The organism is Hydrogenobaculum sp. Y04AAS1 (genome assembly GCF_000020785.1).
In the GTDB taxonomy this organism is placed as follows: Bacteria; Aquificota; Aquificia; order Aquificales; family Aquificaceae; genus Hydrogenobaculum.
Map to the genome: position 1 here is coordinate 937,760 of NC_011126.1, position 25,844 is coordinate 963,603.

Genomic DNA, 25,844 nt, shown 5'->3' on the forward strand with positions numbered 1-25,844 from the left:
TATAATAGATATATGAAAGCGCACTTTTTGGACGTGTGGGATATCACTTTCGATGAAGCGAAGCATGTCATAGATTTATCTTTTGATTTTAAATACAATAACTTTAATCCTAAAAGCCTACAAAACTTAAACATAGCTCTCCTTTTTAGCAAACCCTCTACAAGAACAAGAGTATCTTTTGAAGTAGGTATAAAAGAGCTTGGCGGTAACCCAATTTTTCTACAAGAATCAAGCCTTCAAGTGTCAAGAGGAGAAGATGCTTCAGATAGCGCTAGGACATTGTCTCGCTATATAGACGGTGTAGTTATAAGAACTGGCTCTCATCAATGGCTTTTAGATTTTTCCCAATACGCCAGTATACCTGTTATAAACGCTCTTACAGACTATACTCATCCTTGCCAAGCTATATCAGATATATTCACACTTTTTGAAGCTTTTAGAGAAAAAACAAAAAATATAAAAGTGCTTTACATAGGTGATGGCAACAACATGGCAAACGCTCTAATATCAGCTTTTGCTATATTTGGGCTAAGCCTAACTGTGTGTACACCAAAAGAGCTTAGACCAGATGAAGAAAATTTAAAAAGGGCTTTAGAAGTTTCAAAACAAACCGGGGCAGAGATTATATTGGAAGAAGATCCTATAAAAGCTGCTAAAGACAAAGATGTAATATATACGGATGTATGGATTTCAATGAACGATGAAGGTTCAAAAGATCACAAAATAAATTTGTTAAAGGATTATCAGGTAAATACCAAGTTGCTTTCTTACGCTAAAAAAGATGTAAAAGTCATGCATTGTTTACCAGCTAAAAAAGAACAAGAAATAACAAGAGATGTCTTCGAGAAATATGCAGATTTTATATTCAATCAGGCAGAAAATAGACTTCATACACAAAAAGCTCTGATGCATTTGATGTTTAATGGAACAAATCAAATGGCTTCTATCTAACTTAAAACCCTATTGGGCGTTTGTAAGCCTTGTTATATTTGGCTCCATTTTAGAAGGGCTTGGCACGTCTTTCATGACATACCTTGTTAAAAGAATAATGGATGATGTATTCATATTAAAAGAATCAAACAAGCTTTACATGATACTATATCTTTTTGCAGCGGCGGCTGTTGTCATCCAAATTGGATTTTTCTTAAGGAACTTCCTCATGAATATGGTATCAGAAAAACTCCTAATGGATTTCAGAGAAAAGATGTTTTCATCGCTCCTTTATTCAAAAGTAGATTTTTTCATAAATCACCCAAGCGGCGATATAATAAGTAGATTCAACAACGATATAAACGCAATAAAAAACATACTTATAGACTATATGCTATCCCTCATAAAAGAACCCATTACAGTTCTTTTGCTTTTAGGTGTTTTAATATATAGAGATATATACCTAACCATTATAATAATCTTTGCTTTTCCCATCATATCTTATTCGGTAAAATACTTTGGAACAAAAAGAGCTAAATATGTAAAACTGAACCAAGAAAGGTTGGGTATCATAAATCAACATGTAACGCAACTCATAAGCGGCATAGAAAACATAAAAATATTTGGAGCTGAAAACAAATTTTTGGAACGCTTTGTCCAAGCAAATAAAAATTTATTTAAAGCTGGTATAAAAACCATATTTTACACAGTAATGAACTCAATATTCAATCAATCTACTGGTTATATAGTTTTTGGTTTGGTGCTTTTATATGGAGGTTATAGAATAGTCCATGGTTATACTAGCGCTGGGAATTTTATCTCCTATATAACTGCATTATTGCTCATACAAATGCCCATCATGGAAACTCAAAAAGGCTTTATGAATATGCGCTCCTCAATCCCACTTGTAAAAAGGGTTCAAGAGATGCTCTTGCTCCAAAAAGAAAAAGATGGCACTATAAATATAGGCAATCTCTTAGTACCCATTGTCATGAAAAATGTATATGTAACAATAGATTCTAAGGAAATTCTCAAAGATATAAATCTAACTATAAACCCAGGTGAAAAAATAGGTATAGTGGGACCTACCGGTGCTGGTAAATCTACGCTTCTTGATATACTTCCAAAGCTTGTAAGCTACAAAGGAGATGTATATATAAAAGATAAAAGTTTAGAAGATATAACAAACAAATCGATAAGATCTAAAATAGCCTTTGCTTCTCAACATGTTTTCATATTCAACGATACTGTTAGAAACAACCTTTTAATAGCAAATCCAAACGCATCAGAAGAGCTTTTAATAAAAGCTATAAAACTAGCAAAAGCAGAGTTTTTGTTTACATTGAAAAACGGTCTTGACACCGTTTTAGGAGAATACGGATATACAGTATCAGGGGGCGAAAGACAAAGAATAGCCATAGCGAGGATTTTTCTAACAAATCCAGATATAATTTTGTTAGATGAAATTACTTCAGCTCTTGATGTACATACAGAGCAAGCTGTTATATCAAACATTTTTGAGGTTTTTAAAGATAAAACAATACTAATAGTGGCTCATAGGCTCTCAAATATAATAAATTGTGACAGAATTCTTTACATAGAGGATGGAAGGATATTGGAAGAAGGCACTTTTGAAGAGCTCATGAGAAAACAAGGCAATTTTTATACTCTATACCAAAAATCTAGATAGCACTAAGATAATAATCTCTTGACATTTTGAAAAACAGCTTTACTTTTTCGTATCTATAATCTTGATAAGTCCAGTAAAAGGGCTTAAAATCTTTATAGATATAGATATACTCCATCTCTAAAAATATGTGTTTACCTATATGAATTCTAGCACCTCTTTCTTTTGAAGAAGCCAAAATAAGATGTTGTTTATTTATATAACCAGGGTCTATGTTAACGGTCCTTTTAGAATTTATACTAAAGAGTTTTTCTATCTCCATTGTTTTTAGCTTTAGACTTAAAATATCTGCATCTTCAAAAAGGTTTTTTGCGTAGAGGTAAACTTTGAAAAGAGGTTTTTCCATTTCTTTTGAGTAATATTTTTGAAGATTTTCAAAGTAAAAATGCTCCGACATACAAAATCCACCAAAATCTCCAAGCATTTCTAATGCGGTGTATAAATTTTCTTCATAGTTTTTATTATAAAGTATGGCAAATATCGGCAAAGCTTTCAAGGTATCACAGGAAATGTGTCAATACCAAGCGTTTCTTCTAAACCAAACATGATATTCATATTTTGGACAGCTTGAGAAGAGGCCCCTTTACCAAGGTTATCTATAGCGCTTATTATTTCAAGCATTTTTAAGCTTTTATGATAATAAATATATATATAGCACATATTTGTACCTATTACCCATTTAGTGTGGGGTGGTTTATCTGTTAGTTTTACAAAAGGTTCATCTTTGTAAAAATTCTCATAAAGGGCTTTAAAATCCATCTCTTCTATATCAAAAAGCTTTATGTTTGCAATCATCCCCCTTGAAGCCGGGATAACCATAGGGCTAAACTGCACTTCTAAACCAAGGTGCAAAGACATCTCCGGGGTATGTCTATGCTTTCCTATGCCGTAGTAAAAAGCGTTTTGTTCCATGTATGGAAAATGAAATTCTTGCTTTAACTTAGCACCAGCCCCAGAAACCCCAGAAACAGCGTTTACTATTATAGGCTTTCTATAAGAGGTATTTTTTACAATAGGAAGAACTCCCAGTATCACCGCAGTAGGATAACATCCTGGATTTGATACGATATTGGCTTTTCTTATATCTTCTCTAAAAAGCTCCGGTAAGCCGTAAATAACCTCTTGAACAATAGACTCATGCTCAAGCTTATACTCTAAATTGTAGTATTCTTTAAAGATATTTTTATCTTTTAATCTAAAAGCCCCAGACAAATCTATAATTTTTACACCTTTAGAAGCGTAAAAAGGAACTTGGTCTAAAGAAGCCTCATGAGGCAAAGCTAAAAACACCACATCCATATCTTCAAGCTCTTTTGTGATTTTAATGTTTTCTATATTGGCAAAATCTAAAACATCGTATAGGTACTTATCGTAGTGTGTAGAAGAAGATAAAGACGTTATCTTTACTTTAGGATGTTTTGATAATATTCTTAAAAGTTCTAAACCGGTATAGCCAGTAAATCCAGCTATACCAACTTTTATTATCTCTTGCTCCATCTAAATTTGGCACGAGCACCCATCTTACCATATTTTTTACGTTCTTTAATGCGAGCGTCCACTTTGAGTAGACCTGCTTTTTTGAGGGTAGTTCTAAAATTTGGATTATAGGTCAAAAGTGCATCGGCTATGCCATACATTATAGCTTCTGCTTGAGCAGACAAACCGCCACCGTTTACTATAGCGTAAACACCAAATTTACCGTTGGTATTTGTAATGTTAAAGGGCAAAAGCACTTTAGCAAAAGAGCTGTCTCTTTGGAGATACTCTCTCATATCGTACTCTTTTTGTGAGTCTCTAGCTTTTACTATAAAACCATTGGCATTTTTGACAAGCCATACTCTAGCTACGCTGTCTTTTCTCTTACCTACACCGTGATAAGAGTTATCTTCTAAAACCTTAAAATTTCTAACCACTGTTGCCATAATATACTCCTTTTACTTAAGAGGTTTAGGGTTTTGAGCTATATGAGGATGCTTATCGGTTTCATAAACTTTCAACCTTTTCAATATCCTATGACCAAGCCTATTTTTAGGTAGCATCCTCTTTACCGCCAACATAATAACTTGGTTTGGATTGGTTTCCAACATGAAACCAAGAGACTTCTCTTTGAGGCCGCCTGGATGGTTTGTATGAAACTTATAGACTTTATCTCTTAGCTTATTACCTGTGGTTTTTACTAGTTTAGAGTTTATAACTATTACAAAATCACCACAATCTACATCCGGTTGATATATAGGCTTGTGCTTGCCCCTTAAGATACTGGCACATTTAGCCGCAAGTCTTCCTAACACCATATCCTTAGCGTCTATTATCCAATACTCTCTTTTAATATCCTGTGGTTTTGGCCTTATAGTCTTCACGCTATCCATATTGCCTCCATTTTATAAAACTTAATAGCCTATTATTATACCATATATAAATTAAAAGTCAATTATCAAAGACATATTAAACCACTACTCTTTTTACCCGCTTGCCCATCCTACACATCAACTCATAAGGTATTGTTTTTACGATTTTAGAAGCCATAGAAAACGTTTGCCCTTCGTTTACAAAATCAACATAATCTCCTATTTTTATATTTACTCCCTCGGGAAGTTCAAACATCGTCATATCCATAGTCACTGCACCAACCATTGGAAGCTTTGCACCGTTAAAGTCAAAATACCATTTGTTGGCAAGAGATTTTGGAATACCATCGGCATATCCCATAGAAACTACGCCTATAGTAGCATCTTTTGTCAAAGTATATGTCCCTCCGTAAGAGATTTTATCGCCCTTTTTAAAATTTTTTAACGATATAACCTTAGCTTTTACTTTGTATATTGGCTTTATAGGTATGTCAAAGCCTTCATATGGTTTCTCACCGTACATTGCAAGGCCTATTCTTATAGCCGTTGTAAAGTCTTTTTCATACATAAGCCCAGCAGAACTTTGATAGTGTATTTCAATACTATTTCTTTTTAAGCTTTTAACAATATTTTTAAACTTTTGTATTTGAAAAGCGCTATAATCTTTATCTAGCGGTGAAGCAAGGTGAGTCATAATACCTTTTAAATTAGGATGACCGATTATATCCTCTTGAAGCTCAAAAAATCCCAACCTTCCCATACCAGTGTCCAACTTTACGTGAAAGTCTATACCGGCATTCTTTATCATATCAAACTGATAGGCACTTGAAATAACCGGCGTAAGTTTATAATGTTTTAGATATTCTACATCTTTTAGGTCAAGAACACCTCCTAGTACAAGGATAGGTTTTTTTACATCGACTTCTCTTAACTCTACAGCTTCTTCTATGCAAGCCACCGCAAAAGATTTTACATAGGGATTATCATCAAGAACTTTAGAAACCTCAGCACTTCCCATGCCATAGGCATTTGCCTTTACCACAGCAATGATGGGTTTATTCACACTATTGTATATTTGGCTTATGTTGTTTAAAATGTTTTCTTTTAAAAGCTCTAAAACTATTCTCATTTGAGTACTTTACACATTTTCACAAAAGCCTCAACACCAAATTTAGAAATCCCCTTGTTTAAAACAGCGCCTTTACAAGCCGCAGTACAAGCTTCTATAAAAAGTTTTGTGCTTTTAGAATTGGACTTAATGATCTTTGATAGTTCATTTTCGAGATCACCACAGGCACTAAAATCGTGTTTTTGACCAAAATTAGCACAAGTTTCTAAAAACAAACCATAAACATCACATCTATCAAGGGCAAAAGAAGGGTTTAAGAGAAAAAGTGTTGCTAAAAACAATATAAGCATATTTCTATTCATAAGCGTATACACCTATACCAAAACGGTTAGCCATTTTAATGAACTTTTCTTTTTCAAGTACGTAAACTTTACCTTTTTGAATAGCTATGGCTTTTGCCTTTGTCTCTTTTAAAGTATTTAACGTATCTATACCAACGGTGGGCACATCTATCCTAAAATCTTGATTTGTACGAGCTGATTTTATCACAACAATACCTTTACCAGCTATATCAAAAGCCCTAAGAATAGTTTTGTCTGTGCCTTCCATAGCCTCCACAGCCACAACGGCTTTTTGTTTTACCACCACCGTTTGGCCTATATCCATATCGGCAATATTCTTTGCTATCTTTGCGCCAAACTCTATATCTTCAACAACATTTTTATCTAACTCTACATCGTTTAAAAGTCCCCTTTTTTCTATTAAAAGCTCAGATAAATAAGGTTTTGGATCCAAAAATTTAAGCCCTTCCTCTTCCATAAACTTTATAAAAGCCTTTACTATGCTAGATGGTTTTCTATCTTTCAATGAAGCTAATATAGAAATAGCTTTTATATCATAATCTCTCGGATCTAAGCTTAATTTATGTTCAAATTTACCAAGCATAACTATTTGCTCTACGTTTTTTTCTTTTAAAAACTCTACAAGCTTTGATAGCTTACCAATAGGAAACGTTATATCTGATTTAATCGTAGTGATATCGTTTACGCCTATGGTAAAAACTTCATCACCGTTTTTTAAGGCATTTTTTCTAAATATTTCTGGTAGTTCTCCAGCACCAGCTATAAGACCTATTTTCATTTTAAAATATTATATCATTTGCATATATAAAAAGTTGTGCCGTCTTTTACTTCTACTTTTAGGTTAAAATTATGCACTTGGGCCACCGCTTTTACTATAGAAAGCCCTAGGCCAAGACCTCTTTTATCTTTTGAAACCCTGTAAAAACGTTCAAATATAAAAGGTAAACTCTCTTTAGGTATACCAGGCCCAAAATCTTTCACATATATACAATCACCAGTATATCCAAGTATGATATCTTTATCAGAATACTTTATAGCATTTTCCAAAAGATTTTTCACAGCTATTTTTAAATAGTGTGGGTCTGCTATCCAAGTATCTTGGCTTTTAATATCAAGAATGATATTTCTATTCTGAATAGCAAACTCTTCTTTTAGTTGATTAAGAAGCAAAACCACATCTAACTCAGTCTTTGAAATAGGTATATTTGATTCTAAACGAGCCAAAGCCAAAAGGTCTTCTGTAAACTTGCTAAGCACGTCCGTCTGTTTATAAACCTTCTTAAGCACGCCAAACACCTCATCTTCTTGATAAACTCCTGTCAAAATAAACTCAATTTGAGCTTTTATATAGCTAATTGGCGTTTTAAATTCGTGAGAAACATCCGCTATAAAGTTTTTCTGAATTTTTATGGTGTTGTTTAATTTTTCTACCATGTTTTTGAAAGCCCTAAACATTATTCCGAATTCATCGCTGGTACTACTATCTGGAATATCTATATCCATATTACCAGCGTATATATTTTCAGATATTCTTGTGATATCATCAAGCTGTTTCAATATCCTGTTTAAAATTGTATATATGGTAAGTACAGAAAATATGACAATACCTACCGTAAGAACAATAAGCATATAAATAAATTGCTTTATTACTTTATTTATCTCTCTTAATCTGCCTATTACCACAAAATACACATCTTTTGTTTTTTTGACTATGTAAGCGTAATCTTCTCCGTCCTCTTCAAAAGTACCCATTGACTTCTTTAAAAATAGATTTAAAATATAGCTGTTTATGGGTATAGGTTTTTCAGAATCTTCAAAAGACCCTACACTTAGCACACTACCATTTGAAGATAGCACAACAGCAGTTATATTTTCGGATGTAATGTCGTCTATCATATCTTTAGCCTCTTTAGCAAGATTGTTTGAATATATAGAATAGAACTCTATAACAGGTTTTGCTTGATTGTTTAGATATGTGTACATATAGTTTATTAGGATTTTATGAAGAACAAATGATGTGCTAATGGCTACAAAACCCATACTTAAAATTACAAGAACACTAAAAAGGGTTATGAGTCTTAATCTAAAACTCGATGTATTTTTAAACCATAACATTAAACGTTAAAGGGTTTGCTTCTCTTCCTTTATTTCATAGCATTCTATTTCATCTTTCATTTTTATATCGTTGTAGTTCTCAAGCTTTATACCGCATTCGTAACCTCTAGCTACCTCGTTTACATCTTCTTTGAAACGCTTTAAAGACTCTATCTTACCATCGTATATTACAACACCGTTTCTTATAAGTCTTGCTCTTTGATTTCTAACAATTTTACCCTCTAATACATAACAACCAGCTACAGTACCAGCGCCCTTTACTTTAAAAGTAGCTCTTACTTCAGCAAGGCCAAGTGTAATTTCTTTCTTCACCGGAGAAAGCATACCGCTTATGGCTTTCTTCACATCGTCTAAAAGCTCGTATATGATACCATAAACCCTTATATCAACTTTCTCTCTTTCAGCGGCTTCTTTTGCTTTGGCATCTGGTCTCACATTAAAACCAAGTATTATTGCCTTTGCAGCTTTTGCAAGCATTACATCGCCTTCGGTAATAGAACCTACGCCTTCATGGATTACCTTTATGCTAACTTCTGAGGTTTTTATATCTGACAAAGATTTTTTAATGGCTTCCAAAGAACCTACGGCATCAGCTTTGACTATAAGTTTAAGCTCTTTTACTTCACCCTCTTTGATTTTCTTAAATATATCATCTAAAGATATACCAAGCTCTTTGTTTTTCTCTTGCTCTTTGGCCATTTTCCTTATTTGAGCAAGTTCTTTAGCCTGCTTTTCAGAATCTACAACCTTTAACACATCTCCAGCCTCCGGCACTTCTTCAAAGCCTATGATCTCTACAGCCATAGAAGGCATCGCTTGTTTTACTCTATGGCTAAGACTGTCCATCATAGCCCTTACTCTACCGTAAGTGGCGCCCACCGCAAATATATCCCCTACCTTCAAAGTACCTTCCGTAACAAGCACAGTGGCTACTGGACCTTTCTGTTTGTCTAGTCTCGATTCTATAATAGTACCCTTAGCCTTTTTGTCTGGATTGGCTTTTAACTCCAGCATGTCTGCCACAAGCATAACCATATCAAGAAGCTCATCAACTCCTTGCCCAGTCTTGGCAGATACGTCTACAAAAACAGTATCTCCACCCCATTCTTCTGGTATAATTCCCACTTCCGATAACTCTCTTCTTACTCTAGAAGGGTCAGCACCTGGCTTATCTATCTTGTTAACTGCTACCACCATTGGCACGTTAAAAGCTTTAGCATGATTTATAGCTTCTATAGTTTGGGGCATAACACCATCATCAGCTGCCACAACCAATATAGCAACATCTGTTACCTGAGCACCTCTAGCGCGCAAACTTGTAAACGCTTCGTGACCTGGAGTATCTAAGAAGGTTATGAGTTTTCCTTCTTTGGTTTTCACCATCGATGCCCCTATGTGTTGGGTTATGCCGCCTTTTTCTTTGGCAGCGACGTTTGTTTTTCTTATGGTATCAAGAAGCGTAGTTTTACCATGGTCTACGTGCCCCATCACTACTACTACCGGAGGACGTGATTTTAGCTTTGATTGATCTTCCTCTTCTTCCGTTTCCTCTTCTATAACTATCTCCGGTTTTTTTATCTCCGCTAGATATCCAAGCTTATCAGCTATTTTAGCAGCTAAGTTAGGATCTATATTCTGATTTATGGTTACTAATATGCCTTCTTGGAAAAGTTCTTTTATAATTTGATTTGGGCCTACTCCTAAAAGCTCGGCGAACTCTCTTACAGATATCACTTCAGGAATTTCTATTATCTTTATTTCTTCCTCTTTCTTTACTTCTTCTTTTGGTGGAGATGGTTTTTGGGGTTCTTTTTTAGGCTTTTGAGAAGACACTTTTTGAGATTCTTGCTTTGTTTCAACTTTTTCTTGTTTTTCAGCTTTTACCTGTATTAGCTCTTCTTTTGCCTTCTCTTGTTTTTCTTCTTTTATCTTGCTTTTTTCTTCAGTATGTTCTTTCTTTTCTTGAACTACCAGCTTTTCTTCACTGGGCTTTATTTCAGTTAAAGGTTCTTGTTTTAGCTGTTCTTGAGCAATATTTTCCTCAACAACCTTATCCATACGCTTTACAGGTTTTCCAACAGATTTATCTTGCTCTATCTTTTCTTTTGGTTTTTCTTCCGCTACAGGTTTTGATTCTACAGGTTGAAAAGTCTCTGAGAGTACTGGTGCTGATAGTTGCTCTTCTTTCTTTGGCTCTGATAGAACAACTTGATCTTTTGTTTCTTGTTTTATTTCTGGCTTTCTTGCTGGAACTTCTTGTTTTTTTGGTGTTTGCACTGATTTTACTTGAGGTTTTTTAGAAGTTGGTTTTTGGCTTTTAGCAGATTTAATACGCTCTTTTTCTATTTCTTTAGCAACAGTTTTTGGAGTTTCCTCAACAAGCACAGCTTCGGAAAGCTCATAGTAATCTATCAAAAAATCTTTATCTTCTTCTTCTATATACTGCGTAACTTGGGATATGTTTTTGCTACGCCATTCTCTAAGTACACTTTTTATTTCGTCTACTCTGTCCTCTAAACCGTAGGTTTCAACAAAATCTTTTAACCTTATACCGCTTTTTTTCTTTGACATACTATTATTATACCTGAAAACCTTGAAAATTATTATACTTTATGAAGCCTTAATGGAGTCGACGGGACTTGAACCCGTGACCTCCGACATGCCATATCGGCGCTCTCCCAACTGAGCTACGACCCCTAAATAAAACTAAGTATATTTTACATCAATTTTTGTTTATTTTCAAGTTTTTCTTTCTCCTCCCTATATATATCTTCAAAATCGCTTCTAGGACTAGATTTAAGTTTATCTAAAAGTGCTTTTCGTCTTTTAATCTCTTCAGACACTAAAACTTTGCTTTCTTGTTTAAGAGTACCTATAAGTCGTTCGTAAGCCATAAACAACCTCCTTTCAAAATTGGTATAACTATATATATAACAAGTAAACAATTTTGCAATGATTAACTGATAAATATTATAAAAAGAAGGTCGTTATTTAAATAAAAGCCCCAAACGGGGCTAAATATATTTTATTAGATTAAACTATCATGGAATAAAGCTTGCCTTAAATTTGTCTAAAGCTGTTTTTAGCTTAGATTTTACAGAATCATCTATAGCTTTTTTGGTTTTTAACTCATCTAAGAGGTCTTTGAAGTTTGCATCTAAAAATCCATACAACTCCATTTCAAACTTTCTTACAGATGACACAGGTATATCGTCAAGGTAACCGTTTGTACCTGCGTATATAGCTATTACTTGCTTTTCTACAGGTATAGGACTGTAAGGACCTTGCTTTAACAATTCTACAAGCCTTAAACCTCTATTGATGGTGTCTTGAGTAGCCTTATCCAAATCAGAAGCAAACTGCATAAAAGCTTCCAATTCTCTAAACTGAGCTAAGTCAAGCCTCAAAGTACCAGCCACTTGCTTCATAGCTTTTATCTGAGCACTACCGCCAACCCTTGAAACAGAAAGACCTACGTTGATAGCTGGTCTTATACCTTTGTTAAAAAGGTCTGGCTCTAAGTATATCTGACCATCTGTAATAGATATAACGTTTGTTGGTATGTAAGCCGACACATCACCAGCCTTTGTTTCTATGATAGGAAGAGCTGTCAAAGAACCTGCGCCAAGCTCATCGTATAGCTTAGCCGCTCTTTCCAATAGCCTTGAGTGTAGATAGAATACATCACCAGGATAAGCTTCTCTTCCGGGAGGACGTCTTACCAACAAAGAAAGCTGTCTGTAAGCTTCGGCATGTTTTGATAGGTCATCGTAAACGATGAGAGCATGTTTACCGTTGTCTCTAAAATACTCGCCTATTGTACAACCAGTAAATGGTGCCAAATATTGCAAAGGAGCTGGGTCCGTGGCAGAAGCCACTACAACGGTGGTATATTTCATAGCCCCTTCCCTTTCAAGAAGCTCTATGATGCGGGCAGTAGTAGATTTCTTTTGACCTATGGCCACATATATACAATATACATCTGTATCTTTTTGGTTAAGTATGGTGTCTATAGCAACAGTGGTTTTACCTGTGGCCCTATCTCCTATTATAAGCTCTCTTTGCCCTCTACCTATTGGTATCATAGCGTCTATAGCTTTTATACCTGTTTGAAGAGGTTCGTGAACAGACTTTCTTTTCACTATACCCGGAGCTATCTTTTCTACTGGGCTCCTATGCTTTGCATTGATGGGGCCTTTGCCATCTAGTGGATTACCTAATGGATCTATAACTCTACCTACAAGTTCTTCGCCCACAGGAGCGTCCAATATTCTACCCGTACGCTTTACTATACTGCCTTCTTTTATACCAGACTCTGAACCAAGTATTATGATACCAACGTTGTCTTCTTCAAGGTTAAAAGCGAGTCCAGCCTCACCACTGTCAAATTCCAAAAGCTCGTTGGCCATAACGTTGTCAAGACCGTAGGCTCTTGCAACACCATCACCTACAGCATAAACTACGCCAACCTCTTCCATCTTTATGTCTGTTTCAAAGCTTTGAAGCTGAGATTTCAGTATCTCCAAAGCGTCGTCGTAAGCAAGTGTCATATCTCACACCCTTTTATCAAGGATACCCTTGATGCTGGTATTTTTACCCCGCCTTCTTTTTAGCGTGAAGGCCCTTCCAGCCGGCGGCTTTTACCTTCACACCGTTTTATAAGCTTTTAACTTTATTGGATAAATTTTGCAAAACACTTCTTACAGATGTATCAAGCACCAATCCAGAGAGCCTTAATTCAAAGCCACCTATCAGAGCTTCGTTAACAGATATTTCTGGCTCTATCTTTCTATTTAAAACCTTTTCAACTCTTTGTATTATTTCGTCTACAAGCTCTTTGACGGGCTCTTTGGCAAAGATAAGTTTACCTTTATAAATAGACAATATCTTTTCAGATTCGTAATCAAACAACCTTTTAATCTCACCAACAATTCTAAGAAGGTTTAAGTCAATAAGTTCATCCACAAAAAACTCTATTTCTTTTGGTATATTACCCTTTTGTATAAGACTTTTTATAAAAAGTTTTTTCTGCTCATTTGACACAAAAGGAGACAAAACAAAATCTCTAAACTTAGGTTCTTTTTTGTATAATACCCCTAAAAGCCCTAAAAAATCAGATACTGCGCTAAGAGATTCTTTGTCTTTTGGAACGGAAAAAACAATCTTCTTTGACAGCTTTCTAGCCAACTCCTTGTTTACCTTCATTTACCTAACCTCTCAAGCCTTGACTTTATATAAGAAACTTCTACCTTCTCATCTTTAAAAGCCTCTTTTAGCTTCACCTCTGCTTTTGATATCAAAGATGAACTAAGTCCAGATATAAGTTGAGACTTTAGTCTGTTGGCTTCTACCTCTACTATTTCTTTACCCATCTTCTCTATGTTCTCGGCCACCATCTTCGCATGAGACAGTATCTCATCGTATTGTTCTTTTGCAAGTATCCTTTGATTTTCAAGAGCTTTTTCATATTTCTTTCTTGCTTCTTCAACTTCTTTCTTTGCCAAAGACACAGTCTCTCTATTGGATAAAAGCTTAGAAAGAGGTTCTTCTACTTGAGATATAAATGATTTGTAAGCTTTCTCAAACATATCTTTTATTTGCTTACCGGCAAACTTATAAACTAAAGCAAAAAATAATATTACGTTAACAGCTTTCCATATATTTTCAAATACATAGTTAGACATAAACTACCCCTTTATTACCTTTTCTACCAGCGATTCTACCAAAGAGTCCAAAGAAGCTTCTAAAACTTTTTTCTGTTCTTCTAGTTCTTGTTTTATCTTTTCTATTTGAGTACGGTATTCGAGTTCAGCCTTTTCCTCAGCTTCTTTTAAGATTCTTTGTTTCTCATCGTTTGCTTTTTTTATAGCCTCTTCCAAAATCTCTTGAGCTTCTTTTTTAGCTTTTTCTAAGATCTCTTGAGCTTCTTTTAAAAGCATTTCACGTTCTTTGGCAAGAGCCTGAGCTTCCTTAAGCGTTTTATCAGCTTGATCTTGTCTTTCTTTAGCTATACCAAGATACGGTTTCAAAACCATATAATTTACAATGGCTACAAAAACTAGAAAAAGGACAATCTCCACAAACAAGGTTTCATTGGGTATAATGCCTATACTCATACTAAGCCTCCATTAAAGTATTATTATAACATGGCTCCATAGCTTTGCGCAAATTAAATACACTTACTAATGTAGATATAGTATATTATATATTATGAAAAAACAAGAACAAAATAATACACCAAGGTATGTAAACAAAGAAGGCTTGCATGAAAATGAGGTTGTGGAAACTTATCAAGCGGGTATTGAGCTTTTAGGACCAGAAATAAAATCCATAAGAAACAAACAAACCGTATCTTTCAAAGATGCTTTTGTTAGGATAGAAAACGGCGAAGCATTTTTACACAACTTATACATAGCTCCTTACAAGTACGCCACTATAAAACCTCCGGATCCACTTAGAAAGAGAAAGCTACTTCTTCATAAAAGGGAAATTTTGAGGCTTTTAGGAAAATCAAAGGAAAAAGGTTATACGATAATACCGCTTAGCCTTTACTTTAAAAACGGCAAAGTAAAAGTAGATATAGCTCTTGTCAAAGGTAAAAAACTTTACGATAAAAGAAAAGAGCTAAAAGAAAAAGATATAAAGAGAGAACTACAAAGAGAGTTTAAAGGGAGAGTAAAGCTCTAATGGAAAAAGAAGAAATAGTTACAGCTATAGAGAGTTTGTTGTCTTCCAAGAAAAAACCAGTCTCTTTTGGTGAACTTACAAAACATATACCAGTAGATAAAAAGATACTTAGGAAGACTTTAAGAGAGTTAATCAAACAAGATAAAATCATCACCACCAAAGGACATTTTAGCCTAAACAGAGAATCTATAAAAAAGGTAGTAGGTGCTGTAGAGGCAAATCCAGCAGGTTTTGGATTTTTAATACGAAAGGATGGTTCTAAAGATATATACATACCGTTTTTTGAAATGCAGAAAGTGTTTGACAAAGACGAGGTGGAAGGGTATGTTGTCCTTTACAAAGGAAAAGAAGAGATAAGAATTGAAAGAGTCCTAAAACGAGCTAGAAAAGAGTTTGTTTGCAGCATATCAAATTTCAAAAAATGCATTGCAAACCCAATAGACGAAAACCACTTTCACGATATAGAGCTTTCTAAAAACCAATGCAAAAATTTAAAACCAGAGCAGCTTGTACTTGTAAAGATAACAAAATACCCTACAAAGACTCAAAAAGCCAAAGGAAAAATAATTGAAGTAATAGGAAATCCATCTGAAAGTTTCTTGTCTTTGGAGCTTTTAAAAAGAAAATACAACTTAAAAAATCAATACCCAAAAGAGGCTATAAAAGATCTAAACTCGTTTTTAGAAAAATTTGATTTTCAAAAGGAGATATCAAGACGAAAAGATTTAAGAGACCAACCTTGTTTTACCATAGACCCAATAAGAGCAAAAGACTTTGACGATGCAGTTTATCTTGAAAAAGAAGGTGATGACTACAGGCTTTTTGTACATATAGCAGATGTGTCTTTGTTTGTAAAATTTGGAAGTGCCCTTGACAAAGAAGCCTACGAAAGAGGTACCACAATTTACCTTCCAGGAGAAGCTATACATATGCTTCCAGAAGAGCTATCTTCAAACCTTTGTAGTCTTGTGCCAAATGAAGACAGATTTTGTCTTAGCGTGGAGATGGTTTTTGATAAAAGCGCAAAATTAAAACATTACGAGATATATGAAAGCGTTATAAATTCAAAGGCAAGGCTCACCTACGACCAAGCTTTAGATATAATAACTGGTAAAATCAAGCCACCACTTCCAAGCATAAGAGAAACCCTTATTGAGATGGAAAATCTCTATAGAAAAAGACATAAGATGAGATGGGACTTAGGAAGTATAGACTTTGACCTACCAGAGGCTGAGATCGTAATAGACGAAACGGGTGAACCAAGTGCTATACTACCTTACGAAAGACATATAGCTCATAGGATAATAGAGGAATTTATGGTATCTGCCAACGAGGTAATAGCGACATTCATGAATGAGAAATCAGATTTAGGCTTTTATAGAGTTCATGAAAAACCAAATAAAGACAAAGTCCAAAACCTTCTAGATATACTATCTGGACTTGGATACAAAACTACAATGCCAGATGATTTCGAGCCAAAATTTTTCCAACGTATTATAGAACATTTTGAGGGAAAAGATGAGGAGTTTTTGGTGAGATTTTTAACCTTAAGAAGTATGCAAAAAGCCAAGTACTCACCCATAGACATAGGACACTTTGGCCTTGCATCAAAACATTATACGCACTTTACCTCTCCCATCAGAAGGTATCCAGATATTATAGTACATCGGATAATAAAATCTATTTTAAAGAAAAAACCTTTAGCTTTTAATATGAGCTATCTTGAAGAAGCAGCAGTGCATTTGTCTGAAAAAGAACGTTTGGCTGATAAAATTGAATACGAAGCTATAGATTTCTTAAGAGCAAGGTTTATGAAAGATAAGATAGGAGAGATATTTGAAGGCATTATCACCGGTATAATACAAAACGGTATCTTCGTGCAGATAAAAACCATATTGGCCGAAGGGTTTGTAAGCATAAGCTCTATGGAAGGTGATTTTATCTACGACCAAGAAAATCATAGGTTTATAGATACCAAAAGCCATAAAACCTATAGGTTGGGAGATAGTGTAAAAGTAAAAGTAATAAAAGTAGATGAACAAAAAGGAAAGCTAGACTTTGAGATAGTAGAAGAAGTTATATAAAATAAAAATGGCGGTAGGAGGATTCGAACCTCCGACCTAAGACTTATGAGATCTCCGCTCTAGCCCCTGAGCTATACCGCCTTTATATTACTTAGAAGAAAGCCAATTTATTATAGCTTCTCTTTCTGATGCTGGCAGAGCCATAGCTGGTCTGCAGTGAGATATAGCTTTTACGAGTTCTTTTTTCTTGCCAGCAAACTTTGTGTGAAGCTCTTTAGCAGATGGGGCTCTCTTGCCGTTATGACATTTCATACAATGCATTTCAAATATCTTTTGCGGGGTCAAAGCAAAAGCCCCGAAACTCACCATGGCCAGAAGTCCTAAAGTCAAAGCTAAGTTTCTCATATATATATAATATATTACATTTTCTTAGCTTTTTCTATAGCTTCATCTATGCCCCCCACCATGTAGAAAGCATTTTCTGGAAGATCATCGTATTTACCAGTGAGTATTTCCTTAAAGCTTCTTATAGTGTCTTCAAGTTTTACATAAGAACCAGGCATACCAGTAAATTGTTCTGCTACGTGGAAGCGTTGAGATAAGAATTTTTGTATACGACGAGCTCTATTTACTATAGCCTTATCTTCATCAGAAAGCTCTTCCATACCAAGTATAGCTATGATTTCTTGGAGCTCTTTATATCTTTGTAGTATACGCTTTACTTCCATGGCTACGCTGTAGTGCTCTTGTCCTACAAATTCTGGAGCCAAGTATTTGGATGTGGACTCAAGCGGGTCTATAGCAGGGTATATACCAAGCTCTGTAAGCCTACGAGCCAACACCGTTGTGGCGTCCAAATGAGCAAATATAGAGTAAGGAGCAGGGTCTGTGATGTCGTCAGCAGGCACATAAACCGCTTGCACAGATGTAATAGAACCTTTCTTGGTGGAAGTAATACGCTCTTGCACTTCACCAACGTCTGTATTCAGCGTGGGCTGGTATCCAACGGCAGATGGCAATCTTCCTAAAAGCGTAGAAACCTCAGAACCCGCTTGAACAAATCTAAATATGTTATCTATAAATGTCAAAACATCTTGCCCTTGAATATCTCTAAAATATTCAGCCATTGTAATGCCTGTTTGAGCTACTCTAAACCTAACACCTGGTGGCTCGTTCATCTGTCCATAAACCATAACGGTGTATGGCAAAACACCAGAGTCTTTCATTTCATGCCATAGGTCGTTTCCTTCACGGGTGCGCTCGCCAACACCTATAACCACAGAATAACCTTTGTGAAATTTTGCTATGTTGTGTATTAGCTCTTGCATTAAAACGGTTTTACCAACACCAGCACCACCAAACAAGCCTACTTTACCACCTTTCACGTAGGGCTCTAACAAATCTATAACTTTTATACCGGTTTCAAGTATTTCTACCTTAGTTGATTGTTCTGTAAGAGGTGGTGGGTCCCTAAACATCGGCCAATGGTCTGTGGCTTTTACATCGCCAGCTTCATCGATAGGCTGTCCTACTACATTAAAAACTCTTCCCAACACACCATCACCCACTGGTACTTTTATAGGACCGCCAAAATATTGAACTTTGGCACCTCTTTGTATACCATCTGTAGGTCCCATTGCTATAGCTCTTACTCTTTTTTCTCCTATGTGCTGAGCCACTTCTAAGTAAAGCTTTTCAGTAAGCCACTCGTCGTTGTCCCCCATAAACCTTCTGTCCATAACGAGCCCATGTCTTATTGGGGGTAATTCTTCTGTATCAAATTCTACGTCTAACACCGCTCCTATTACTTGAACCACCTTTCCTTCTTTCATACTTGCCACCTTTTAAAAAGTTTTTACTATTATAGCATGTTTATATTTTGAAATCAACAAAAGCCGGCGATGGGACTCGAACCCACGGCCTAGGCATTACGAATGCCTCGCTCTGCCGACTGAGCTACACCGGCTTAAACTATTTTTTCACGCTTTTAGAAGGATTTTTTACCTCTGGAGTAGTTTGTGCTGGTACACTCATTGCTTGAGCTGCGTTTTGATAAGAGGGTACCATTGAAGAACCTCTTAGCTGTAGTTCTGGCACAGATTGGGATGAGTTGTAAAGCAGATCGCTTATTATTTGCGTAGGTATAGAAGCATGTGCAGTAGCCACCACTAAACCGTTTGAGGCATCTATTATTCTAGCATTTACAGACGTCGAGTAATCCCCTACCGAGTATGTCCCAACTAACACATAACCTATCTTGTATTCTTTTCTTAAATTATTTATATCTCTTGATAGATAAAACTCCCCTTTTGGATTTATAAGCATGAAGGTTTGAGCCCTTATATCTATAACTGCCATATTTTTCCTTTGAAGTTGGGATATCAAATCTTCCGATAAAAGCCTACCAAAATCCGTGGTTTGATGCAACTTGTTTAGATCTACTATCACAGAGACACCTATTGGAGCTCGTATAGGCGTAAGCTCACTACAAACCAACTGATTTGCTATATCCTTTGCCATCTCATCCACGCTTGTTATTGGCTTTTCATGGTCCATCATACATGATCTATAATAATATTCTCTGCTATAAGATTGCTGTATGTAAGCTGGTTGATTTGACGCTGGTATCTTAGGCCCAGCTGCCATTTGCTTTTGATATATTGTCTGGTATATAACTTGATGCGTATCTTTCTCACCACCAAAAGCCAAACACAAAACCCCAACCAATCCTAACATAAAAATAAACTTTTTCATAATACTATTATAATACACACATTGTATAAGTTGTGTACAAGTTCAATACATCGTGAACACATATGAGGTAAAAGCATGATAAAACCTCGCTGCAAAAGCCAGGTGTCCGTATTGTGGAGCAGGCTGTGGCTTAAAAAACAAGAATTATCCACCAGCAAAAAGAGATATATTTATTAAAACCTTATAATGCTATAATATTATTTTATGAGAGTTGGTATAATAGGCGATGGACAACTTGCCATGATGAGCGTAATGGAAGGGCTCATGATGGATATAGATTTTGCTGTCTTATCTTTTGAAAAAGACCCTCCAGCTTCTTACGTAACTAAACATGTTTTCAAAGAAAATGAAGTGGAAGAGTTTGTGGCTTTTAGCGATGTGATAACCTATGAGTTTGAGCATTTTAACAAAAAGATATTTGACTGCACGAAACTACTGGACAAGCTTTATCCTGGTGTAAAACCAATAGAGTTAAAACAAAACAGGCTTTTAGAAAAAAAGTTTTTAAAAGACCACAACTTTCCAACAGTCCCTTTTTACGAAGCTAAAAATACAGATGAACTTTTTGAGATTGTAGAAAGTTTAAACAAAGAAGCGGTAGTAAAAACAATATCAAACGGCTACGATGGTAAAGGACAGTATGTAATACATACAAGAGAAGATTTGGAACTTTTAAAAGATAAACTAAAAGATTCTAAAGACAGTTTTTTAATAGAGGAGTTTTGTTATTTTGATTTTGAAATGTCTTTGATAGCTGGTATATCAAAAGATAGAATCGTCTTCATGCCAATGACAAAAAATATACATAAAAACGGTATTTTGTTATACAACCATACAGATTTTTTTACAAACGAAGTGCAAGAAAAAGCTAAAGCTATAACCTCAAGGCTTCTAAAGGCCCTTGGTATAGAAAAAGGTGTTTTAGCGGTGGAATTTTTTGTAAAAGCCAAAGACGTTTATATAAACGAATTTGCCCCAAGAGTACACAACACCGGTCATCACACGTTGAACGATGCCGAATACTCCCAGTTTGAACTGCTTTTAAGAACAATGTTAGATATGCCAATATACTCTCCCTCTCTTATAACACAAGGTGGGATGATAAACATAATAGGCAATATAAATCTTACAAAAGAACTAAAAGATGGTATATTGTCTTTAGAAGGTGCTAGTCTTTATTGGTATAGGAAAACACCAAGAGAAGGCAGGAAATTAGGACATATAAACGTTGTTGGGAGAGATGTTGAAGAAGTAAGAGCTAAGCTTAGAAATTTATCTAAACTTTTATACCCTTCGTTAAATATATGGTAAAATTATAGACTTATGAAGACATCTATAATAAGTCCAAAAGCTGAAATAGGTTTAAATGTAGAAATAGGTGAATTTTGCATCATAGAAGATGATGTAAAGATAGGAAACAACGTAAAGATAAAGAACAAAGTACTTATAAAAAAAGGTACTATCATAAAAGATAACGTAAAGATATACGACGGAGCAATAATAGGCGAAGACCCACAACATTTAAAAGATAACGGCGAGGGTTCTACTGTAGAAATAGGGGAAAATACCATCATAAGAGAGTACGTCACAATACATAGAGGTACCACTTTTGATAAGAAGAAAACAACAATTGGTGCAAACGTTTTCTTGATGGCTTATACACACGTAGCTCACGATTGTGTGGTAAAAGACGGTGTTATTATGGCAAACTGTGCTACACTTGGTGGGCATGTTGAGGTAGGTGAATACGCTTTTGTGGGAGGGCTTTCAGCAGCTCATCAACATACAAAAATAGGAGCTTATGCTATGGTGGGGGGACTAAGCGGAGTATCTTTGGATATTCCACCCTTTGTAAAAGCGGCTGGTCCTCATGCTAAGCTTTATGGAATAAACACAATAGGGCTTGAAAGAAGATGCTTTTCCAAAGAAGATATAGAGATTATAAAGCATGTTTACAAAATAATTTTTAGAAGCCAAAAACTAAAAAAAGATGCCATTGAAGAAGTCCTCTCTTTGTACAAAGACAACAAATACGCTCTTATGTTTGTGGATTTTATTAAAAACTCGAAACGTGGTGTAGCTAGAGAAGAAAGATGAAATTTAAAAGGAGGTTAACAGTATGAACAACAGAAAAGACAAGATGATAGAAGAGTACATTCACGATCCTTACTTTAACAAAGAAAAGCTTGAAGAACCATCTGTATGCGAAGTTTGTGGGGTTGTCTTTAGGGATGGAGCATTTAGATGGGAAGAAGCTCCAAAAAATGCAAAAAAGATGATATGCCCAGCTTGCAGAAGAATTCAAGATAAGTATTACGGTGGTATAGTGGAACTAAGCGGAAATTTCCTAAAAACTCATAAAGAAGAGATAATGAATCTTATAAAAAATGAAGAAGAAAAAGAGAAAAACCTAAGACCCCTAGAAAGAATAGCCCTAATAGAAGAAAACGATGACAATATAACAATCAAAACCACTTACGAACATATAGCAAGACGCATAGGAGAAGCTGTACACAAAGCTTATAAAGGCAAACTAGAGCTACACTACCAAGAAGGGGCTCATTTTCTAAGGGTAAAGTGGCATAGAGACTAATAATTAAGCGTTTTCGTAAAAGCCTATATTTAGATAGCGATCGTGTCTTTTCTGTACTATTTCATCTATATTGTATTTCAATACTTCGTTTAAGGCTTTTCTTAGGAAAAACTTTACATTGTAAAAGGTAAGCCTATGAGACATATGAGCCCCGCAGTAGGGCTCTGGTATTATACAATCTATTACACCTAGCTCATACAAATCCTGAGCTGTTATTTTTAGGGATTTTGTAGCTTCTTGAACCTTTGATTGATCTTTGTAGAGTATAGCTGCACAACCCTCTGGTGATATTACAGAATACCAGGCGTTTTCAAGCATAAGTACTTTATCAGCCACCGCCAAAGCCAAAGCACCGCCAGAACCACCTTCTCCTATTATAATTGTTATGATATGGGTTTTTAGACTACCCATAAGCTCTATACTTGTAGCTATAGCTTGAGCTTGGCCTCTTTCTTCGGCCCCTATACCAGGATAAGCACCTGCCGTATCTACAAAAGTTATAATAGGTATTTGAAATTTCTCCGCTAGCTTCATTATCCTCTGTGCTTTTCTATAACCCTCCGGATGAGCCATGCCAAAGTTCCTATATATCTTATCTTTCGTATCCCTTCCTTTTTGATGCCCCATTATACATACGCTCTTGTTGTAAAACTTCGCAAACCCAGATATTATGGCTGGATCATCTCCATAGCATCTATCTCCGTGAAGCTCTACAAAGTTTTTAAAAACAGCTTTTATATAATCTAAAGTCTGGGGCCTTTCGTTGTGTCTTGCTATACTTACCCTATCCCAAGGGCTTAAATTTTTACAAAACTCTTTTGATATTTGTTTTGATTCTCTTTGAAAAGCCCTCAAATCTTTTTCTACATCCGTTTTACCTTGTTTGTAAAGTATTTTAAGCTGGTCTATCTTAGTTTTTAGTTCTTGTACATCCTTTATTGTCATTTTTTGCCCCTTCTGTAGGATTTTTTATACCCGGTTTGTTTTATGGCGTTTTTTATCCACTCTGACATCGTTTTCGTAGAAACGTAAGCGTCTTCTGGTATTTCTTGGTTTAATTTCTGGGCCAAAGATTTGGCAAAAGCAATTTGCTTTTCTGTGGGGGGTGTATATCCATTTGTGTTTTCTTCGGTATTTCCCTCTTTTTTAGGATTATGCTCTTCTATAAAAGCTTTTATAGTTTCATAATCCGTAGAATGAGGTGGTTTTATATTTTTTGCCCTTGCCAAAGATCTTGCAAACTCTATCATCTTCTTTGTAGCCATCGGCACTCTTTTCATTTCTACAAACTTAAGTCTATCTATGTTGTCTGATACAAATTCTTTTATATTGTGCATAAACCTTATATAACCCTCTTTTGATTTTCTTTCTTTGTATATTCGTTCAAGCTCTTCTTCCCATGTTGTGGTCATCTCTGGCTTGGATACATCGCTATCTCTTAGAGATTTTATAAGCTCCTCTCCTTTTAGCGTAGGTAGTAAAGATTTATCTACCCTTGATATGTATTTTCTTTCTAAAAGCGTCTCTATTATAGAAGCCCTCGTAGCTGGTGTACCAAGGCCTAGCTTTTCCATAACTTTGAGGAGTGTACCTTCTGTGTAAAGAGCTGGTGGCTTGGTAAACTTTTGTAAAGCTTCTAAAGATCTCTTATAAACTTTATCATCTGGTTTCAGGCTTTTAATATAATCAAAATCTAGTGTGCTGTAAGCATTTCTCTCTTCTCCTTGGTGGCTGCGCCTGTTCCTTAGCTCCGAAACACGCTGATATCGCTCTATATTATTAGGTTCTATATCCTCATCTTCAGACAAAGATTCTTTAATTTCAAGCTTGTAAGGTCTATATAAAGAAAGGTAAGTCTTTTGATACTCTTCCTCTGTCAACGTTTCTATGTTTATATTTGATATAAAAGTAAATTCTCCTAACATCGTTTTTATAGTAATAATGGCATATTCGTAAGGTTCCATAAAAGCACCTACAAATCGTCTAAAAACGAGGTTGTATATATTTTTCTCTTCATTAGAAGCATCTTCCGGTATAGGTCCAAAAGGAATTAAAGCGTGGTGGTCTGTAAGTTTTGAACTATCAAATACCCTCTTGCCAACTTTGTTTATATTTTTTGATAAAAACTCATAAATATTTTTATCAACTAACTTTTTTAAAAGGTTCTTAACAAGATTTTTGGTTTCTTGATCCTCTCCAAGGTAGTTTGAGTCCGTTCTTGGATAAGATAAACACTTGTAAGATTCGTAAAGCTTCTGAGCTATATTTAACGTTCTCATGGAAGAGTATCCATATATTCTGTTGGCTTCTCTTTGCAAAGACGTCAAAGAGTGTAAAAGCGGTGGGTTTTCCTTTCTTTTAGTGATTTTTACATCTTTTACAATACCTTCTTTAACTTTTTCCAGTTTTTCCATTATTTGATTTTTTGATTCTTTTAAAAGCGGTGTAAAATATTTGGACTTTGGAGCACCTGCAGTCTTTTCTGACTCTTCCTCTTCCAAAGCATCTTTTAACGTCTTATACGTTTTTTCTTGAGCTTTGTCTAATACCAAAAGCCCTACATAAGATTTAGATATAGTATCTATACAATCATCACAAGCACTAAACACAGCTTTTATTACATAGTATTCTTTTGGTATAAAATCCTTAAACTCTTTGTACCTATCAACTATAAGCTTAAGAGTAGGAGTTTGTACCCTACCTACAGACCATACACCACCTCCTGCTTTTACCGTCATAAGCCTTGTAAGATTTATACCCACTATCCAATCGGCATGTGAACGAGCTAAAGCAGAATAATATAAACTATCAAACAAAGAAGCATCTTTTAAATTTTCCATCTCCCTTATAATCACTTCTTTTGTAAGAGCATCGGATGTCCAAAATCTTTTTACAGAGCCTTTAAAGTGGTTTAACATCAAAATAAGCCTTGCTATCAACTCACCTTCTCTTCCAGCATCTGTGGCGATCACCACTTCGTCTACTTCTTTTAAAAGCTTAGATATTACTTTAAACTGATTCGAAGTTTTATCTATAACTTTATATTTGAAAGTCTCTGGCAGTATTGGAAGCGTTTCTAAGCTCCACTTTCTTGGGGCTATCTCATCGTCTATTTCTACCAAATGCCCTATAGCCCAAGTGATATATAGGTTTTTTTCTTCACATTCAAAATACCCTTTCTTTGAAGCGTCTTTGTTTAGGCTTTTACATAAAGCCGAAGCTATATCTCTTGCCACAGATGGTTTTTCAGCCAATATAAGTCTTTTCATAACTTT

General features: G+C 35.3%; 26 protein-coding genes and 3 tRNA genes. 7 read left to right on the plus strand and 22 right to left on the minus strand.

What is annotated here, in order from left to right; all coding sequences use genetic code 11:
• Nucleotides 1-12 precede the first annotated feature (12 nt).
• Both argF and HY04AAS1_RS05065 read left to right on the plus strand, forming a co-directional pair.
• On the plus strand, nt 13-951 hold the full coding sequence (argF, locus tag HY04AAS1_RS05060) for an ornithine carbamoyltransferase (RefSeq protein WP_012514044.1): 939 nt from the start codon (nt 13-15) through the stop codon (nt 949-951).
• On the plus strand, nt 923-2,620 hold the full coding sequence (locus HY04AAS1_RS05065; protein ID WP_012514045.1) for an ABC transporter ATP-binding protein: 1,698 nt from the start codon (nt 923-925) through the stop codon (nt 2,618-2,620). Before argF ends, HY04AAS1_RS05065 begins: the two co-directional genes overlap by 29 nt.
• On the opposite strand, the gene HY04AAS1_RS05070 is transcribed toward HY04AAS1_RS05065, so the two are convergent.
• From HY04AAS1_RS05070 to HY04AAS1_RS05135, 15 genes are all read right to left on the minus strand, one after another.
• Nucleotides 2,613-3,104, minus strand: a complete 492-nt coding sequence (locus HY04AAS1_RS05070; protein WP_337954062.1) for a DUF4416 family protein — start codon at nt 3,102-3,104, stop codon at nt 2,613-2,615. The two genes, HY04AAS1_RS05065 and HY04AAS1_RS05070, sit on opposite strands and share 8 nt — an antisense overlap.
• A 5-nt stretch (nt 3,105-3,109) precedes the next feature.
• The gene (gene argC, locus HY04AAS1_RS05075) at nt 3,110-4,114 is read right to left on the minus strand and encodes an N-acetyl-gamma-glutamyl-phosphate reductase (protein WP_012514047.1); all 1,005 of its coding nucleotides are present in this window, start codon (nt 4,112-4,114) and stop codon (nt 3,110-3,112) included.
• Nucleotides 4,099-4,539 (minus strand): 30S ribosomal protein S9, encoded by a 441-nt coding sequence (rpsI, locus tag HY04AAS1_RS05080; protein WP_012514048.1) that lies wholly within the window; start codon nt 4,537-4,539, stop codon nt 4,099-4,101. Before rpsI ends, argC begins: the two co-directional genes overlap by 16 nt.
• A 12-nt stretch (nt 4,540-4,551) precedes the next feature.
• Nucleotides 4,552-4,986 carry a 50S ribosomal protein L13 gene (rplM, locus tag HY04AAS1_RS05085; protein ID WP_012514049.1) on the minus strand — a complete coding sequence of 145 codons (435 nt, stop codon included), beginning with the start codon at nt 4,984-4,986 and terminating at the stop codon, nt 4,552-4,554.
• Nucleotides 4,987-5,062: 76 nt separating this feature from the next.
• The gene (alr, locus tag HY04AAS1_RS05090; RefSeq protein WP_012514050.1) at nt 5,063-6,094 is read right to left on the minus strand and encodes an alanine racemase; all 1,032 of its coding nucleotides are present in this window, start codon (nt 6,092-6,094) and stop codon (nt 5,063-5,065) included.
• Nucleotides 6,091-6,396 (minus strand): hypothetical protein, encoded by a 306-nt coding sequence (locus HY04AAS1_RS05095; RefSeq protein WP_012514051.1) that lies wholly within the window; start codon nt 6,394-6,396, stop codon nt 6,091-6,093. The genes alr and HY04AAS1_RS05095 overlap by 4 nt, the downstream gene beginning before the upstream one ends.
• Nucleotides 6,389-7,174 carry a UDP-2,3-diacylglucosamine diphosphatase LpxI gene (gene lpxI / locus HY04AAS1_RS05100; RefSeq protein WP_012514052.1) on the minus strand — a complete coding sequence of 262 codons (786 nt, stop codon included), beginning with the start codon at nt 7,172-7,174 and terminating at the stop codon, nt 6,389-6,391. The genes HY04AAS1_RS05095 and lpxI overlap by 8 nt, the downstream gene beginning before the upstream one ends.
• A 14-nt stretch (nt 7,175-7,188) precedes the next feature.
• Nucleotides 7,189-8,436 (minus strand): HAMP domain-containing sensor histidine kinase, encoded by a 1,248-nt coding sequence (locus tag HY04AAS1_RS05105; RefSeq protein WP_337954063.1) that lies wholly within the window; start codon nt 8,434-8,436, stop codon nt 7,189-7,191.
• Between the two features lie 81 nt (nt 8,437-8,517).
• Nucleotides 8,518-11,082, minus strand: a complete 2,565-nt coding sequence (gene infB / locus HY04AAS1_RS05110; RefSeq protein ID WP_012514054.1) for a translation initiation factor IF-2 — start codon at nt 11,080-11,082, stop codon at nt 8,518-8,520.
• Nucleotides 11,083-11,135: 53 nt separating this feature from the next.
• Nucleotides 11,136-11,208: transfer RNA gene (locus HY04AAS1_RS05115), tRNA-Ala, on the minus strand.
• Nucleotides 11,209-11,228: 20 nt separating this feature from the next.
• Nucleotides 11,229-11,405 carry a hypothetical protein gene (locus HY04AAS1_RS08495; RefSeq protein ID WP_012514055.1) on the minus strand — a complete coding sequence of 59 codons (177 nt, stop codon included), beginning with the start codon at nt 11,403-11,405 and terminating at the stop codon, nt 11,229-11,231.
• Between the two features lie 147 nt (nt 11,406-11,552).
• Complete coding sequence (gene atpA, locus HY04AAS1_RS05120; protein ID WP_012514056.1) at nt 11,553-13,061, minus strand: F0F1 ATP synthase subunit alpha; 1,509 nt, start codon at nt 13,059-13,061, stop codon at nt 11,553-11,555.
• 106 nt (nt 13,062-13,167) lie between these two features.
• Nucleotides 13,168-13,716, minus strand: coding sequence for an ATP synthase F1 subunit delta (gene atpH, locus HY04AAS1_RS05125; RefSeq protein WP_012514057.1), 549 nt, complete (start codon nt 13,714-13,716; stop codon nt 13,168-13,170).
• Nucleotides 13,713-14,195 carry an ATP synthase F0 subunit B gene (locus tag HY04AAS1_RS05130; protein ID WP_012514058.1) on the minus strand — a complete coding sequence of 161 codons (483 nt, stop codon included), beginning with the start codon at nt 14,193-14,195 and terminating at the stop codon, nt 13,713-13,715. Before HY04AAS1_RS05130 ends, atpH begins: the two co-directional genes overlap by 4 nt.
• A 3-nt stretch (nt 14,196-14,198) precedes the next feature.
• Nucleotides 14,199-14,627 (minus strand): ATP synthase F0 subunit B, encoded by a 429-nt coding sequence (locus HY04AAS1_RS05135; protein ID WP_012514059.1) that lies wholly within the window; start codon nt 14,625-14,627, stop codon nt 14,199-14,201.
• A 94-nt stretch (nt 14,628-14,721) separates the two neighbouring features.
• Here HY04AAS1_RS05135 and smpB point away from each other — a divergent pair, with 94 nt between their 5' ends.
• On the plus strand, nt 14,722-15,198 hold the full coding sequence (gene smpB / locus HY04AAS1_RS05140) for an SsrA-binding protein SmpB (RefSeq protein WP_012514060.1): 477 nt from the start codon (nt 14,722-14,724) through the stop codon (nt 15,196-15,198).
• Nucleotides 15,198-17,282 carry a ribonuclease R gene (gene rnr, locus HY04AAS1_RS05145; RefSeq protein WP_012514061.1) on the plus strand — a complete coding sequence of 695 codons (2,085 nt, stop codon included), beginning with the start codon at nt 15,198-15,200 and terminating at the stop codon, nt 17,280-17,282. Before smpB ends, rnr begins: the two co-directional genes overlap by 1 nt.
• 8 nt (nt 17,283-17,290) lie before the next feature.
• Here rnr and HY04AAS1_RS05150 read toward each other — a convergent pair.
• The 5 genes from HY04AAS1_RS05150 to HY04AAS1_RS05170 all read right to left on the minus strand — a co-directional run bounded on the left by HY04AAS1_RS05150 (nt 17,291) and on the right by HY04AAS1_RS05170 (nt 19,976).
• Nucleotides 17,291-17,363: transfer RNA gene (locus tag HY04AAS1_RS05150), tRNA-Met, on the minus strand.
• A gap of 6 nt (nt 17,364-17,369) precedes the next feature.
• Nucleotides 17,370-17,627, minus strand: a complete 258-nt coding sequence (locus tag HY04AAS1_RS05155) for a cytochrome c (RefSeq protein WP_012514062.1) — start codon at nt 17,625-17,627, stop codon at nt 17,370-17,372.
• Between the two features lie 14 nt (nt 17,628-17,641).
• A complete protein-coding gene (gene atpD, locus HY04AAS1_RS05160) occupies nt 17,642-19,054 on the minus strand; it encodes a F0F1 ATP synthase subunit beta (protein ID WP_012514063.1) in 1,413 nt (470 codons plus the stop codon).
• Nucleotides 19,055-19,115: 61 nt separating this feature from the next.
• Nucleotides 19,116-19,188 (minus strand) — tRNA-Thr (locus tag HY04AAS1_RS05165).
• Nucleotides 19,189-19,193: 5 nt separating this feature from the next.
• On the minus strand, nt 19,194-19,976 hold the full coding sequence (locus HY04AAS1_RS05170; RefSeq protein WP_012514064.1) for a FlgO family outer membrane protein: 783 nt from the start codon (nt 19,974-19,976) through the stop codon (nt 19,194-19,196).
• Between the two features lie 204 nt (nt 19,977-20,180).
• On the opposite strand from HY04AAS1_RS05170, the gene HY04AAS1_RS05175 reads away from it, so the two are divergent.
• The 3 genes from HY04AAS1_RS05175 to HY04AAS1_RS05185 are packed head-to-tail and all read left to right on the plus strand — an operon-like array spanning nt 20,181 to nt 22,569.
• Nucleotides 20,181-21,287, plus strand: a complete 1,107-nt coding sequence (locus HY04AAS1_RS05175) for a 5-(carboxyamino)imidazole ribonucleotide synthase (protein WP_012514065.1) — start codon at nt 20,181-20,183, stop codon at nt 21,285-21,287.
• A 12-nt stretch (nt 21,288-21,299) separates the two neighbouring features.
• The gene (gene lpxA / locus HY04AAS1_RS05180) at nt 21,300-22,073 is read left to right on the plus strand and encodes an acyl-ACP--UDP-N-acetylglucosamine O-acyltransferase (RefSeq protein ID WP_012514066.1); all 774 of its coding nucleotides are present in this window, start codon (nt 21,300-21,302) and stop codon (nt 22,071-22,073) included.
• A 22-nt stretch (nt 22,074-22,095) separates the two neighbouring features.
• Complete coding sequence (locus HY04AAS1_RS05185; protein ID WP_012514067.1) at nt 22,096-22,569, plus strand: BCAM0308 family protein; 474 nt, start codon at nt 22,096-22,098, stop codon at nt 22,567-22,569.
• A 3-nt stretch (nt 22,570-22,572) separates the two neighbouring features.
• Here HY04AAS1_RS05185 and HY04AAS1_RS05190 read toward each other — a convergent pair whose 3' ends face one another.
• Nucleotides 22,573-23,514 carry an acetyl-CoA carboxylase carboxyltransferase subunit alpha gene (locus tag HY04AAS1_RS05190; protein WP_012514068.1) on the minus strand — a complete coding sequence of 314 codons (942 nt, stop codon included), beginning with the start codon at nt 23,512-23,514 and terminating at the stop codon, nt 22,573-22,575.
• A complete protein-coding gene (locus HY04AAS1_RS05195; RefSeq protein ID WP_012514069.1) occupies nt 23,511-25,838 on the minus strand; it encodes a DNA topoisomerase in 2,328 nt (775 codons plus the stop codon). Before HY04AAS1_RS05195 ends, HY04AAS1_RS05190 begins: the two co-directional genes overlap by 4 nt.
• Nucleotides 25,839-25,844: the final 6 nt, after the last annotated feature.